The sequence below is a fragment of the Guyparkeria sp. genome (genome assembly GCF_046540515.1).
Lineage (GTDB): Bacteria > Pseudomonadota > Gammaproteobacteria > Halothiobacillales > Halothiobacillaceae > Guyparkeria.
Genome location: NZ_JBKHFB010000006.1, coordinates 1 through 13,600, shown reverse-complemented (window position 1 = coordinate 13,600; position 13,600 = coordinate 1). Strand labels below are relative to the sequence as shown.

Below are 13,600 nucleotides of genomic sequence, written 5' to 3'. Positions count from 1 at the left end.
GTGCTGACGGCGACTCGGGCTCGCTAGAACGGTGGCCTGAATGACCTCGACCGACGAACGCATCAACCTGCTGGGCCTGGCGCCCAGCCGTCTGCGCGCCTGGTTCGCCGAGATGGGCGAGAAGCCCTTCCGTGCCAACCAGGTGCTCAAGTGGGTGCACCAGCGGCGGGTCGACGACTTCGACGCGATGACCGATCTGGCCAAGAGCCTGCGTGAACGGCTCAAGGAAGTCGCCTGCATTCAGACCCCCGAAATCCTGCTCGACCAGGAATCGAAGGACGGGACACGCAAGTTTCTCGTCGACACGGGCGGCGGCAACTCCGTGGAGATGGTCTACATCCCCGAGGACGACCGCGCGACCCTCTGCATTTCCTCGCAGGTGGGCTGTTCGCTCACCTGCACCTTCTGCTCGACCGGCCGGCAGGGCTTCAATCGCAACCTGTCGACCGCCGAGATCGTCGGCCAGCTCTGGCTGGCCGAGCGGTTGATCGAGCGACGCCTGCCGACCGGCAAGGCGATCAGCAACGTGGTCTTCATGGGCATGGGCGAGCCGTTGCTCAACGAGCAGGCGGTGGTCGATGCCGCCGAGCTGATGCTCGACGATCACGCCTACGGCCTGTCCAAGCGGCGCGTGACCATCTCCACTTCGGGGATCGTCCCGGCGATCGATCGCCTCGCCGAGCGCCTGCCGATCTCGCTCGCCATCTCCCTGCACGCACCCAACGACGCGCTGCGCGACGAGCTGGTGCCGATCAACGAGAAGTACCCCCTCGACGAGCTGATGGCGGCCTGCGATCGTTATGCCAAGGTGGTTCCGCATGGCGCCATCATCTACGAGTACGTGATGATCGAAGGCGTCAACGACACGCCCGAGCATGCCGATGAGCTCATCGAGCTGCTCGGTCCACGCAAGGAGGCTGTCAAGGTGAATCTGATTCCGTTCAACCCCTTCGAGGGGTCCGGCTACGCGCGTTCCTCGCGCAATCGCATCGAGCGGTTCCGTGCCCGGCTCAAGGCGGTAGGCATCAACACGGTGCCGCGCAAGACTCGCGGCGACGATATCGATGCCGCCTGTGGTCAACTCGCCGGCAAGGTGGCCGATCGTTCCCGCCGACAGGATCGGCTGGCGCAGATGGGGCTCAGCCACGGCGTGGTGGAGGTGACTCGATGAGCGCGCGTCTGCTGGCCCTTGCCATGGTGGCCCTGCTGGGTGCGTCCGGTTGCGCCAGCACCGGGGGCGATCGAGACCGGGAATCGATCGAGCGGAACGTCGGGGAAAACCGCCAGGCCGCCGAGGTCAATACCGAGCTTGCGGGCGGGTACATGCGCGAAGGCGAGCTCAAGGTCGCCATGGAAAAGGTCAAGCGCGCGATCGAGTTCGACAGCGGTTATGCCCCGGCGCACCATGTCCATGCCCTGCTGCTCCAGCGCCTGGGCGAGGACGACAAGGCCGGCGAAGCCTTTGCCCGAGCCGTGCGGCTCGACGGCGAGAACTCCGATCTGGCCAACAACTACGGCGGTTTCCTTTGCGGGCAGGGCGATTACGAGCGAGCCCAGGCAATGTTTCGCCGGGCCTACGAGGACCCCCTGTACGAGACACCGGAATATGCCCTGGTCAACTCGGGGCGCTGTTACCAGCGTGCGGGCGACCAGGCCGAGGCGCTGGCCCAGTTCCGGCGGGCCCTGGACGAGGGTGCACGTCAGCCGTCCGCTCAGCTGGGGATTGCCAAGGCGTTGCTGGAGACCGGCGAGGCAGACGAGGCCGCCGAGGCGATGCGGCGCTACGAGTCGCGCCATCGGCACACGGCCCGTTCGCTGGGGATCGCCATCGAGATCGATCGTGCGGTTGGCGATGAGCAATCACTCAAGAATCATCGCCTGATCCTGCGTGGCCGCTTCCCGGATTCGCCCGAGGCGAAGGCGCTGGAAGAGGGAGGCAATCGATGAGCGAGCAGGAGCGGCAGGAGCCGGCGGTCGAAACGACGAGCGGCGAGTCCAACGAGACGATCAGCCTCGGGCAGGAGCCCGCCGGCCCCTCGGTCGGCGAACGGATCCGCCGGGGCCGCGAGGCCGCCGGCCTGAGCGCGGCCGACCTCGCCCAGCCGCTCAACCTCGATCTCAAGGTGATCGAGCTGGTCGAGCAGGACCGGCTCGACGCCGTCCCGGGTCGGCCGTACATCCTTGCCTACCTGCGCACCTGGGCCGGCCAGCTTGGTCTCGATGCCGACGCCCTGATCGCCCAGTACAACGCCCAGCGCGAACCGGAACACGGTGGCGTGCAGGGTGGTATTCACCCGACCCTGGATGTCATGGAGCCCAAGGGCGGCGGACTGGGCCGTCGGTTGCTGGGCTGGCTCGGCATCCTGATCTTGATCGCGATCGTCGTGCTCGTCCTGTCGCGTCTTGACGCCGACCGCGTCCAGGCGTGGTGGAGCGACCTGCGCGGCGAGACGACCGAAAGCTCCCCCGAGATCGAGTCGGCACCCGCCGACGACCCGGAGATGGAGGGCAAGCGTCCGCAAATCGAGGATGCCCTGGAAGAACCCCCGGCGCCGCCGACCCGTTCGCCGGAACAGGCGGCCGAGGACAGTCGTTCGGATATGCCGGGTGAGCGGCTCGCCGCGATCGACTCGACGCTCGAGCCAGACTCCGAGGGAACAGGTGACGAAACCAGCGCGAGCGACGATCAGGCCGACCCCACAGACGATGCTGCCGAAGGTGGCGTAAATGCCGCGAACGACGAGGCCGCAGCAGACGAAGATGCGGCGGCAGCGACCGAGGAGGACTCGGGCGAGGAGAGCCGGGCATCGGCCGATGACGCGCCCGCCCTGCTGCTGCGTGCCACCCGGGCCGACAGCTGGGTCGAGGTGCGTGACGGCAATGGTGACCGGTTGATGTACGACGTCCTCGCCGAGGGTGAGGAGCGAGAGTTCGTCGATGTCGAGGGGCCGTTCTCTCTGGTCATTGGTCAGCCCGACGGGCTGGAAGTCGAACACCGGGGCGAGTCGGTCGAGCTTGGTGAGCCGAGTGGCGCCACCGGCGTGCTGCGGACCACCGTGGGGGGCTCATGAGCTTTCAGCCGGTTCCGGTAACGCGTCGCCTGTCCCGTCGGATCCAGGTCGGATCCGTGGGCGTGGGCGGCGATGCGCCGATCTCCGTGCAGTCGATGACCAACACCGACACCTGCGACGTCGAGGCTACGGTCGCCCAGATCGAGCGCCTGGCCGCCGCCGGTGCCGATCTTGTGCGAGTCTCCGTGCCAAACATGGAGGCCGCCGAGGCCTTCGGCAAGATCAAGCAACGCGTCTCCACCCCGCTGATCACCGATATCCACTTCGACTACCGCATCGCCCTGCGGGTCGCCGATCTGGGCGCCGACTGCCTGCGCATCAACCCGGGCAACATCGGTCGCGAGGACCGCGTGCGCCAGGTGATCGATTCGGCCCGCGACCACGGCATTCCGCTGCGCATCGGCGTCAACGCCGGCTCCCTGGAAAAGGACCTGCAGCAGAAGTACGGCGAGCCGACCCCGGATGCACTGGTCGAGTCGGCCCTGCGCCACATTGATATCCTCGACCGGCTCGACTACCCCGAGTTCAAGGTGTCGCTGAAGGCCTCCGACGTCTGGATGACCCTGGGCGCCTACCGCAAGCTGGCCGACCAGATCGAGCAGCCGCTGCATCTGGGGATCACCGAGGCGGGCGGGCCGCGCGCCGGGGCGGTCAAGTCGGCCGTGGGCCTGGGGATGCTGCTGGCCGAGGGCATCGGCGACACCCTGCGCGTCTCGCTGGCCGCCGACCCGGTCGAAGAGGTCAAGGTCGGCTGGGACATCCTCAAGTCGCTGAAACTGCGCAGCCGCGGCGTCAACCTGATCGCCTGCCCGTCCTGCGCCCGCCAGGAGTTCGACGTCATCAAGACCGTGAACGCCCTGGAAGAGCGCATCGAGGACATCGATCTGCCCATGGACGTGGCCGTCATCGGCTGCGTGGTCAACGGGCCGGGCGAGGCGCGCGAGGCGGCCATCGGCCTGACCGGCGGTCAGCCCAACCTGCTGTACGTCGACGGCAAGCCCTCGCGCAAGCTCACCGAGGAGGAGCTGGTCGACCAGATCGAACACACCATCCGCGAGCGCGTCGCCCGGGACAAGGCCTCTCATGAGGCCGCCCACGACTCCAGCGACGACCGATAACCTGATTCCACGATGAGCAAGACGCCCAAGAGCATCCGGGGCATGCACGACGTGCTGCCCGACGACACCCCGGCCTGGCAGCACCTCGAAACCGCCTTGCGCGAGACCGCGGCAGCGTTCGGTTACGAAGAGATCCGCATGCCGATCGTCGAGCAGACGGCGCTGTTCGCCCGATCGATCGGCGAGGTGACCGACATCGTCGAGAAGGAGATGTACACCTTCGACGACCGCAACGGTGACTCGCTCACCCTGCGCCCGGAGGGCACGGCCGGTTGCGTGCGCGCCTGCCTGCAGCACGGCATCATTCACAACCAGCAGCGTCGCCTCTGGTACACCGGGCCGATGTTCCGCCACGAGCGCCCGCAGAAGGGCCGCTATCGCCAGTTCCACCAGTTCGGGGTCGAGACCTTCGGCGTGGCCGGGCCGGAACTGGAAGTCGAGTTGATCCAGATGGCCGCCTCGCTGTGGGCGCGCCTCGGCATCGAGGACGTGCGCCTGGAGGTCAACAGTCTCGGCCAGCCCGAGGCGCGAGCCCGGCACCGCGAGGTGCTGATCGAGTACCTCGAGGGCCATGCCGACCAGCTCGACGAGGAGGCCCGCCGCCGCCTGCACGAGAATCCGTTGCGGGTGCTCGACAGCAAGAACGCCGATATCCAGCCGATCCTCGAGGCCGCGCCGAAACTGGCCGACTACCTCGACGAGGAATCGGCCGCCGATTTCCAGCGGACCTGCGAACTGCTCGACGCGCTGGGCATCGCCTACCGCGTCAACCCGCGGCTGGTGCGCGGGCTCGATTACTACAACAAGCTGGTGTTCGAGTGGGTCACCGACTCGCTCGGCGCCCAGGGCACTATCTGCGCGGGCGGGCGCTACGACGGGCTGGTCGAGCAGCTCGGCGGGCGGGCGACGCCGGCCGCCGGTTTCGCCATCGGCATCGAGCGGCTGCTGTCGCTGGCCGAGGCAACCGGCGATGCCGGCCGGGCCGACGTCTACGTGGTGGTGCCCGAACCCGGTCGCCTGGGTGCTGCCCTGCGGCTGGCCGACCGCCTGCGTCGCGCCTTGGACGGTCAGCGGGTGCAGTGTAATCTCGACGGCGGCAGCCTCAAGGCGCAGTTCAAGCGTGCCGATCGCAGTGGTGCCGCCACCGCCGTGATCGTCGAGGACGAGGCCGGCGAGCAGGTCTCGGTCAAGCCGCTGCGCGGTGAAGGCGAGCAACGGACGGTCACCGCGGCCGAGCTCGACGCGCAACTGGCCGCCAACTAACGAATTCGAAACACCTCGGGAATCCTATGGTCGCCTCAGACGAAGAACAGATTGAACGCATCCGCGACTGGTGGTCGGAGCACGGCAAGACGGTCATCGCCGGTGTGGTGCTCGGCATCGCCGGTCTGATCGGCTGGCAGGGCTGGCAGGGTTGGCAGGACAATCGCATGGCTTCGGCCGCCGCGGCCTTCGCCGAGCTCGAGCAGAAGGCGTCCGCCGGCGAGGACGACGTGGTCGAGCGCGCCCAGGCCGTCGCCACGGCCCACGATGGCACCAGCTACGCCGTGCTGGCCTGGCTGATCGGCGCCGGCTCCGCGGTCGACGACAACGATCTCGACACCGCCGTCGCCTACCTGGAGCGGGCCCGCTCCAGCGCCGACCGCGATCAGCTGGTGGCGACCGTCGACCTGCGGCTGGCACGCGTGCTCTGGGCCCAGGGCGAGCACGACGCCGCCCTGGAGCGACTGGGCGACGCCCCGGCCGGCTTCGAGGGGCTGTTCGCCGAGCTGCGCGGGGATGTGCTGGCGGACCGCGGCGACCTGGTCGCCGCCCGCGAGGCCTACGAGATCGCGGTCGAATCCGACGCGGCCAACGGCCTGTTGCAGATGAAACTCGACAGCCTGCCGGCAAGCGAAGAGGAGGCCTCCTGATGGCGATGCATTCGATGATCACCCCCGCGAATCGCTGGGCCCTGCCGCTGGTCGCGGGCCTGGCCGTGGTGCTGGTCGGCTGCTCCGCGCCGCGTGAACTGGTCAAGCCCACGCCGCTCGAGGAAATCGACAACGAACACCCGCCGAAGGTCGCCTGGGATGCCTCTTCCGGTGGTGACCAGGACAACCAGCTCACCGCCATCGCGCCGATCGACGACGAGGGCCGCGTGTTCGTGGCCGGTCCGGACGGTGACGTGCTGGCCTACGATCTGGAATCAGGCGAGCGGCTGTGGTCGGCCGAGCTCGACGCCGACCTGAGTGTCGGTGGCGGGGCCGGTGAAGGTGTGGTCGTCTTCGGCAGCGAGGATGGGCGCGTGTTCGCGCTTGACGTGGACAGTGGCGAGCGCCGCTGGGACACCTCGATCCGCAGCTCCGTGGACGCGGCACCCTCGGTCGGCTTCGGCGACGTGGCCGTGCGCGGGCGGGACGGCACGCTGCACGTGCTGGACGTCGAGAGCGGCGAGGTCCGCTGGCGGCAGTCCAAGAATCCGCCGTCCCTGACCCTGCAGGGGCAGGGACGCGTACTGATGTTCCCCGATGCCCTGGCCGCGGGCTTCGACGATGGCTCCCTGGCCGTTTTCGCCCGCGAGGACGGCCGGGAGCTGTGGAGCCAGGAGATCGCGTTGCCGACCGGGCGCACCGATGTCGATCGCATGGTCGACGTCGACGCTACCCCCGTGTTCGCCGACGGCGTCTTCTACGCCGCGACCTACCAGGGCAAGCTCGCCGCTCTGGCCGCCCAGGGTGGTCGCGAACTCTGGTCGCGCGACTTCTCCAACACCAACCCCATCGCCGCCGGCGGCCGGGCGCTCTATCTCAGTGACGCCGACGGCGTGATCTGGGCGATCGACCGGCGCAGCGGCGATGCCCTGTGGCGCCAGTCCGATCTCAAGCATCGTGGCCTGACCGGTCCGGCCTTGCTCGACGGCTACCTGGTGGTCGGGGATCGCGAGGGCTACGTGCACGTGCTCTCGACGGCGAGTGGCGCACTGGTTGGCCGTGCCGACTGGGGCGACCCGCTGGTCGACCCGATCCAGGTGGTCGACGGGCAAGGGGTCGCAGTCTCCCGTGACGGTAAGCTGCGGGTGTTCACGCTTGACTGATCCCGTTCCGGCGGCCGTTTTCCCTTGAGTCCATCGACGCGATGAAACCCGTTATTGCCCTGGTCGGCCGCCCCAACGTGGGCAAGTCGACCCTGTTCAACCAGCTGACCCGTTCTCGTGACGCGCTGGTGGCCGACTACGCCGGCCTGACCCGCGATCGCCAGTACGGCGCGGCCCACCACGAGGGTCGCGACTGGCTGGTGATCGACACCGGCGGCCTGACCGGCGAGCGCGGCGGCATCGAGGCGCTGATGCAGGACCAGGCCTGGCTGGCCATGGAAGAGGCCGATCTGGTCGCCTTCCTGGTCGACGGCCGGGCGGGCCTGACTGCGGCCGACGAACAGATCGCCGCCGAGCTGCGCCGGGCGGGCAAGCCGGTGCTGTTGGTGGTCAACAAGACCGACGGCGTCGACGAACACGAGGTTCAGGCCGAGTTCTGGGCGCTGGGCATGGGCGAGCCGGAATACATCGCCGCCTCGCACGGGCGCGGTATCGGTGGGTTGTGGGAGCGGCTCGAGACCATGCTGCCGCCGGAGCTGGCCGAGGAGCCGGAGGAGGCGCCGGAGGACCAGGGCGTCACCGTCGCCCTGGTCGGTCGGCCCAACGTGGGCAAGTCCACCCTGACCAACCGCCTGCTGGGTGAATCACGCGTGCTCGCCTTCGACGAGCCCGGTACCACCCGCGACTCGATCAAGATCCCCTTCGAGCGTGACGGCAAGCCATACACGCTGATCGACACGGCCGGGGTGCGGCGCAAGTCGCGCGTCGGCGAGGCGATCGAGAAGTTCAGCATCGTCAAGACCCTGCAGGCGATCGACGCGGCCAACGTGGTGATCCTGGTGCTGGATGCCCATACCGGCATCACCGAGCAGGACCAGCACCTGCTGGGCTTCATCAACGAGCGCGGCCGGGCGCTGGTGATCGCGGTCAACAAATGGGACGGGCTCGAGTCCGACGTGCGCGAGCGGGTAAGTACCGAGATCGAGCGCAAGCTCGGCTTTATCAACTACGCCGAGATCCACCGCATTTCCGCCCTGCACGGCACCGGCGTGGGCCACCTGTTCGAGAGCGTCGACCAGGCCTATGAGGCGGCGATGCGCTCGATCTCGACCAACGCGCTGACCCGCACCCTGACCGCGGCGGTCGAGCAGCACCAGCCGCCGCTGGTCCATGGCCGGCGCATCCGCCTGCGCTACGCCCACCAGGGCGGCAGCAACCCGCCGATCATCGTGATCCACGGCAAGCAGACCAAGCGCCTGCCGGGCCACTACCACCGCTACCTCGAGTCCTACTTCCGACGCGAACACGACCTGATGGGCACGCCCATCCGCATCGAGTTCCGCACCGACACCAACCCCTACGAGGGCAAGGTCGACCGGCGCACGCCGTTGCAGAAGGTCAAGCAGAAGAAGGCCGAGGCCCGGCGCCGCTCCAAGGGCCGCGAGCCGCGCAAGGGCTGATTTCCGCCACGTCGGCCAAGTCGTTGCGCAGGACACGCGCCTGACGCGCGTTTCGCTTGCAAGGCAAGTTCCCACAGTGAGGCGATGTCGCGCGCTTTTGGTTACCCCATTGTGGGAGCGCGCCCTGCGCGCGAAGGCCGCCCGGCGGCCGTCCCGGTTGGCGACGTGTTACATGGGTGATGAACTGTCGCTTCGAGCTTCGATCGCTCAGTCCCTGGCCCTGATCTCTCGTCCCTCGAACCCCTCGACCCACATCCGGGTCGCCCCGCAGACCCCCACCGGCATGGCGAGGAAATTCGCCACCGGCACCATGGTCATGAGCGTCATCAGGCTGCCGAACCCGAGAGTCAGTGCCGGCCGCTGGCGCAGGCGCTGGCGCTGCTCGCGGAATGACAGACCGTGGTTGCCGGCCGGGTTGTCGACGTACTCGAGACTCATCATCCACGCCGAGAAGACGAACCAGGCGAACGGTGCCAAGAGGTTCAGGCCCGGGATGAACCACAGGATCACCAGCGGGATGGCCCAGGCGGCGAGATAGAGCAGTCGGCCGACCTCGCCGGCCACGGCGCCAACCGCGCCGGCCAGCACGCCCTGGTCGTCCCCGGCGGGAGGCAGGCCGGTCAGATGGGCCTCCACCCGGGCGGCCAGCACCGCGTTGAACGGCGCGGCGATCAGGTTGGCCACCAGGGTGAAGGTGAAGAAGGTCGCCAGCAGCAGGCCGAGCACCACGATGGGCATGACCAGCCAGTAGAGGAAATCCAGCCAGTCCGGCAGCAGGCCCTCGACCCAGTCGCCCGCCATGCTGACCAGCAGCCAGCCCGCCAGGCCGAACAGCAGCGTGTTGATCAACAGCGGGATCAGGGTGAATCGCCGCAGTCCGGGTTGCCACATCAGGCGCCAGCCGGCCAGCCAGTACCCCAATCCGCCCATCTCGCGCGCCGCTCGAGCCAGGGATGTCGTCATCTGCCCGCTCCTTTCGTGTCCATGCAGAGTGTCGCCAGGCGCGCGGCGCCCACGGCCGCCTCGGTGTGGGCCGCCAGCGTTACCGGCACGCCCAGCGCCCGCTCGCGGATGCGGGCGAACACCGGGTTGTGCGCGCCGCCGCCGGAGGACAGCACTCGGCGCACGGCCGTGCCGCCCAGCGTGGCGAAACGTCGATAGCCCAGCGCCTCGATCCGCGCGATGCCGCGCAGCATCCCGGCGAGAAACAGGGCCGGGTCATCCGGGCGCGGCGTCAGGCGTGGGCCCATCGCGGGGGCGACCACCGGGAACCGTTCCCCTCGCCCGGCCAGCGGCCAGTAGCCGAGCGTGTCCGGTGCGCTCGGATCGATTGCCTCGCTCAGCCGGGCCAGCTCCTCGTTGTCGAAGAACGTGGCCAGCACGCGTCCGCCGGTATTGGATGCCCCGGAGACGGCGAAGCGTTCGCCGAAGCGGTGGCTGTAGACCCCGCTGGCCGCATCGCTGACCGGATGGTCACTGATCAGTTTCAACGCCAGCGTGGAGCCCAGGCTGGTGACGCCGTCGCCTTCCTCGGTCGCCCCGCTGGCCCAGAGGGCGGCCATCGAGTCGGTGGTGCCGGCGGCCACGACGGTGTTCGCCGGCAGGCCCCAGCGGTGCGCGAGATCGGGGGTGACGGCCGCGATCGTGGTGCCCGGGCGATGCACCTCGGGCAGCTGGGCGCCGAATCGTTCGGCCAACGCCGTCGGCCATTGCTCGGCCACCGCGTCGAAGCCCCACTTGAGCGCGTTGTTGCTGTCGCTCACGTGACGACCGGTCAAGCGCAGGACAAACCAGTCGGCCTGGCTGACCGGCCGCCCGGCCTGGCCGCGTTCCTCGGCCAGAAAGCGCCATCGGGCCAAGGCGGACAACTGGGCATCGGGGTCGACGTCGAGGGCCCGGAGGGCGGCGAGCTGATCGCCCCCCTGCGGGTCGTCGTACATCAAGGCGGGGCCCTCGGCGGCGCCGTCGGCGGTTACGGTCAGCACCGTGCCGGAGGTGCCGGCAAAGGCGATCGAGGCGATGTTGGCCAGTCGTCCCTGCCCGCCCAGCTGGCGCATCAGACCATCGAAGGCTGCCCACCAGTCGGCCGGGTCCTGTTCGTGGCCCTCGACGATGGTCGGTATCGGCCAGTCGGCCTTTTCCAGCCAGCGGCATTCGCCGGCCCCGTCCAGCGCGGCGATGCGCAGTCCCGAGGTGCCGACGTCGATACCGAGAAAGCGGCCGGTCACGGGCTCAGGGCAGCTCGACCTTCGGCGCCGGCTCCCAGCCATCCTGGCGGTGTTCGACCACCACGTTGGTCCAGATGCCGCCGCGCACGTTCCAGCGGCCGGTGACGCGCAAGAAGCGCGGGTCGATGGCCGCGGCGATGTCGTCGGCGATGCGGTTGGTCATCGCCTCGTGAAAGCCGCCCTCTTCGCGGAACGACCACATGTACATCTTCAGCGATTTCAGCTCGACGCAACGCTGGTCCGGCACGAAGTCGATCAGGATGGTGGCGAAGTCCGGCTGGCCGGTCTTGGGGCACAGGCAGGTGAACTCGGGCACCTCCATGTGGATGGTATAGTCGCGTTCCGGATGCGGGTTGGGGAAGGTTTCGAGTGTCTTGCTGGGTTGCGTCGACATGGATGACTGTCCTGCGGTTTGTGACGAGGTTCTGTTGAAACGGGGGCGGAAGTATAAGTCCCCGACCCGGGCCTTGCCGACCGTAACGGACGGTTGCGGTTTCCTTCTGCCCCGTGGGAGCTTGCCCGGCAAGCGAAACGCGCCAACGGCGCGTGTCCCCGTATCGGTCTTGCCATCCGCCCGCCCGTACCCCGGGATGTGCTGACCCAATGCGCCTGACACGCCTCTATCTTGCCGGCTTCAAGTCCTTTGCCTCCCCCACCGAGATCCGCCTGCCGGCCAATACGCTCGCCATCGTCGGGCCCAACGGCTGCGGCAAGTCCAATCTGATCGACGCCCTGCGCTGGGTGATGGGCGAATCCTCCGCCCGCCACCTGCGCGGCCAGGCCCTCGACGACCTGATCTTCGCCGGCAGCGGCGATCGCTCCGCGGCCAGTCGTGCCGTGGTCGAACTGACGCTGGACAACCGCGAGCGGCGCATCCACGGTCCCTTCGCCGCCTACAACGAACTGACCGTTCGGCGCAGCCTCGACCGCGACGGTCAGTCCCGCTACGAGATCAACAACACCCGCGTGCGCCGCCGCGACGTGGTGGACCTGTTTCTCGGCACCGGCGTGGGCGCGCGCTCCTACTCGGTGATCGAGCAGGGCCAGGTCAACCGCATCGTGGATGCCAAGCCCGACGAGCTGCGCGGCTACCTCGAGGAGGCGGCCGGCATCTCGGTCTACCGCGAGCGCCGCCGCGAGACGGCCAACCGCATCGGCCACACCGAGGAAAACCTGTCGCGGCTGAACGACATTGCCGCCGAGCTCGAGCGCCAGGAGGCGACGCTGGCCCGCCAGGCTCGCGCGGCGCGGCGTTATCGCGAGCTCGCCGCCGTGCGCCGTCGTCGCCAGGTCGAGGCCGCCGCCGTCGCCTTGATCCAGGCCCGCGACGAGCGCGTTCGGCTCGACCGAATCGTCGCGGAGACTGGCGCGACGGAATCGGCTTGCCAGTCGCGACTGGCCACGGCCGAGGCCGCCCAGGACGAGGCCGAGCGTGCCGTACAGGCGATTGGCGAGCGGCTCGGCGAGCTCTCGGCGGAGAAGTACCGGCTGGCCAACGACCTCAATGCCGTCACCACGCGCCACGCCGAGCTCGAGGCGCGGCTCGAGGGGATCGAGCGCCAGGCCCACCACGACCGGGAGACGCTGGCGCGCCGAGAGGACGAACGCCGCGAGGCCGAGGTCCGCCGCGAGCGCCTGACGGCCGAACAGCGCGACACCCGTGCCTCCCTCGACGAGCTGGCCGCCGCCCACGAGCGCGCCCGCGATGGCCGCGCGAATGCGGAGGCCGAGCTCGACGCGTTGCGTCGCGAGGCGATGACCGCCGCCGAGGCCCGCATCGGTCCGCAGCGCGAGCAGGCCCGCCTTGGCGAGCGACTGGAGGCCGTGGCGCGCGACTGTCGTCGGCTCGAGTCGGCCCCGGCAGCCGCGGAGCTGGCGCAGGCCCGCGAGGAACTGGCGGAGTTGGCGCGTGAACGCGAGCGCCGGGCGGGCGAGGTCGAGTCGGCCGAGGCGACCCTCGATGCCGGGCAACGCCGCCACGACCGGGCGGTGACGGCCGCCGAGGCCAGCGAGACCGCCTGCCGGCAACAGGAGGAGATCGGTCGTCAGGCGCGCCATGCCCTCGATGGCCTCACCGCCGAACGTCAGGCCCTCGGACGGCTGATCGCCGCACACGCCGGCAAGGCCTCGGACGATACCGACGGCCCGCGACTGGTCGACCGGCTGGTCGAGGCCGATATCCGCGAGCCCTGGGTCGGCCATGCGCTGGGCGAGGCGCTCGAGGCCGAGCTGGTCGAGGACCTCGATGCCATGGTGGCCGCGGAGATCGAGCGCTTCGCCGAGGCGGACGGCGCGGGTGGCTGGTGGCTCGAGGTCCGGGCCGGTGGCGATGCCGAGTGGCTTGCCGAGCGGGTCGGCGATTTCCCCGGCCGCCCGGTCGAGGATCTCGAGGCCGCGCTGGCCCGCCGGTCGGACCTGGCGCGCGGGGAGTTCCTGATCACCCCGGGCGGCTGGTGGGTCGGGCGGCACTGGCTGGGCCGCAGTGGCGATGGCGGGGCGGCGGCGCATCTCGCGCACCTGGCCCGGCGGCACGAACTGGATGCCGCGATCGAGCGGGCCGAGGCCGAGCTGGCCCGGGCCGAGTCGGCGCTTGCCGAGCGTCGGGCGGCCTTCGAGGTTGATCGCGAGGCGGTCGAGGCCGCCCGCC

At 69.4% G+C, this 13,600-nt stretch carries 12 protein-coding genes; 9 read left to right on the top strand and 3 right to left on the bottom strand.

Annotated features, from left to right (window positions below; genetic code table 11):
• Window positions 1-40 precede the first annotated feature (40 nt).
• Genes rlmN through der form a run of 8 tightly spaced genes read left to right on the top strand, consistent with a single transcriptional unit; the run spans window position 41 to window position 8,725 of the window.
• Window positions 41-1,171, top strand: a complete 1,131-nt coding sequence (gene rlmN, locus ACLFRM_RS01405; protein WP_410753834.1) for a 23S rRNA (adenine(2503)-C(2))-methyltransferase RlmN — start codon at window positions 41-43, stop codon at window positions 1,169-1,171.
• The gene (gene pilW / locus ACLFRM_RS01400) at window positions 1,168-1,947 is read left to right on the top strand and encodes a type IV pilus biogenesis/stability protein PilW (RefSeq protein ID WP_410753833.1); all 780 of its coding nucleotides are present in this window, start codon (window positions 1,168-1,170) and stop codon (window positions 1,945-1,947) included. The genes rlmN and pilW overlap by 4 nt, the downstream gene beginning before the upstream one ends.
• On the top strand, window positions 1,944-3,071 hold the full coding sequence (locus ACLFRM_RS01395) for a helix-turn-helix domain-containing protein (RefSeq protein WP_410753831.1): 1,128 nt from the start codon (window positions 1,944-1,946) through the stop codon (window positions 3,069-3,071). The genes pilW and ACLFRM_RS01395 overlap by 4 nt, the downstream gene beginning before the upstream one ends.
• A complete protein-coding gene (gene ispG / locus ACLFRM_RS01390; protein ID WP_410753830.1) occupies window positions 3,068-4,189 on the top strand; it encodes a flavodoxin-dependent (E)-4-hydroxy-3-methylbut-2-enyl-diphosphate synthase in 1,122 nt (373 codons plus the stop codon). The genes ACLFRM_RS01395 and ispG overlap by 4 nt, the downstream gene beginning before the upstream one ends.
• Before the next feature lie 12 nt (window positions 4,190-4,201).
• Window positions 4,202-5,452 carry a histidine--tRNA ligase gene (gene hisS, locus ACLFRM_RS01385; RefSeq protein ID WP_410753829.1) on the top strand — a complete coding sequence of 417 codons (1,251 nt, stop codon included), beginning with the start codon at window positions 4,202-4,204 and terminating at the stop codon, window positions 5,450-5,452.
• A 26-nt stretch (window positions 5,453-5,478) separates the two neighbouring features.
• Window positions 5,479-6,102: a YfgM family protein gene (locus tag ACLFRM_RS01380; RefSeq protein ID WP_410753828.1), complete on the top strand. Its 624-nt coding sequence runs from the start codon at window positions 5,479-5,481 to the stop codon at window positions 6,100-6,102.
• Window positions 6,102-7,265, top strand: coding sequence for an outer membrane protein assembly factor BamB (gene bamB / locus ACLFRM_RS01375; protein ID WP_410753827.1), 1,164 nt, complete (start codon window positions 6,102-6,104; stop codon window positions 7,263-7,265). The genes ACLFRM_RS01380 and bamB overlap by 1 nt, the downstream gene beginning before the upstream one ends.
• Before the next feature lie 41 nt (window positions 7,266-7,306).
• A complete protein-coding gene (gene der, locus ACLFRM_RS01370; protein ID WP_410753826.1) occupies window positions 7,307-8,725 on the top strand; it encodes a ribosome biogenesis GTPase Der in 1,419 nt (472 codons plus the stop codon).
• Window positions 8,726-8,932: 207 nt separating this feature from the next.
• Here the strand turns inward: der and cysZ are convergent, their stop codons facing one another.
• From cysZ to queF, 3 genes are read right to left on the bottom strand one after another with little or no spacing between them, the layout of a single operon-like run.
• On the bottom strand, window positions 8,933-9,688 hold the full coding sequence (cysZ, locus tag ACLFRM_RS01365) for a sulfate transporter CysZ (protein WP_410753825.1): 756 nt from the start codon (window positions 9,686-9,688) through the stop codon (window positions 8,933-8,935).
• The gene (locus tag ACLFRM_RS01360) at window positions 9,685-10,953 is read right to left on the bottom strand and encodes an FGGY-family carbohydrate kinase (RefSeq protein WP_410753824.1); all 1,269 of its coding nucleotides are present in this window, start codon (window positions 10,951-10,953) and stop codon (window positions 9,685-9,687) included. The genes cysZ and ACLFRM_RS01360 overlap by 4 nt, the downstream gene beginning before the upstream one ends.
• Window positions 10,954-10,957: 4 nt before the next feature.
• Entirely contained in the window at window positions 10,958-11,347 is a 390-nt protein-coding gene (queF, locus tag ACLFRM_RS01355; RefSeq protein ID WP_410753823.1) for a preQ(1) synthase, read from the bottom strand.
• Window positions 11,348-11,556: 209 nt separating this feature from the next.
• On the opposite strand from queF, the gene ACLFRM_RS01350 reads away from it, so the two are divergent.
• Window positions 11,557-13,600: AAA family ATPase (locus ACLFRM_RS01350; RefSeq protein ID WP_410753822.1), on the top strand; the 2,044-nt coding region annotated here is incomplete at its 3' end.

What these genes read in the sequence shown, in the direction of transcription:
- bamB (WP_410753827.1), top strand. Translation starts at nt 6,102, where the DNA reads ATGGCGATGCATTCGATGATCACCCCCGCGAATCGCTGGGCCCTGCCG.
- rlmN (WP_410753834.1), top strand. Translation starts at nt 41, where the DNA reads ATGACCTCGACCGACGAACGCATCAACCTGCTGGGCCTGGCGCCCAGC.
- ispG (WP_410753830.1), top strand. Translation starts at nt 3,068, where the DNA reads ATGAGCTTTCAGCCGGTTCCGGTAACGCGTCGCCTGTCCCGTCGGATC.
- pilW (WP_410753833.1), top strand. Translation starts at nt 1,168, where the DNA reads ATGAGCGCGCGTCTGCTGGCCCTTGCCATGGTGGCCCTGCTGGGTGCG.
- ACLFRM_RS01380 (WP_410753828.1), top strand. Translation starts at nt 5,479, where the DNA reads ATGGTCGCCTCAGACGAAGAACAGATTGAACGCATCCGCGACTGGTGG.
- ACLFRM_RS01395 (WP_410753831.1), top strand. Translation starts at nt 1,944, where the DNA reads ATGAGCGAGCAGGAGCGGCAGGAGCCGGCGGTCGAAACGACGAGCGGC.
- hisS (WP_410753829.1), top strand. Translation starts at nt 4,202, where the DNA reads ATGAGCAAGACGCCCAAGAGCATCCGGGGCATGCACGACGTGCTGCCC.
- cysZ (WP_410753825.1), bottom strand. Translation starts at nt 9,688, where the DNA reads ATGACGACATCCCTGGCTCGAGCGGCGCGCGAGATGGGCGGATTGGGG.
- der (WP_410753826.1), top strand. Translation starts at nt 7,307, where the DNA reads ATGAAACCCGTTATTGCCCTGGTCGGCCGCCCCAACGTGGGCAAGTCG.
- queF (WP_410753823.1), bottom strand. Translation starts at nt 11,347, where the DNA reads ATGTCGACGCAACCCAGCAAGACACTCGAAACCTTCCCCAACCCGCAT.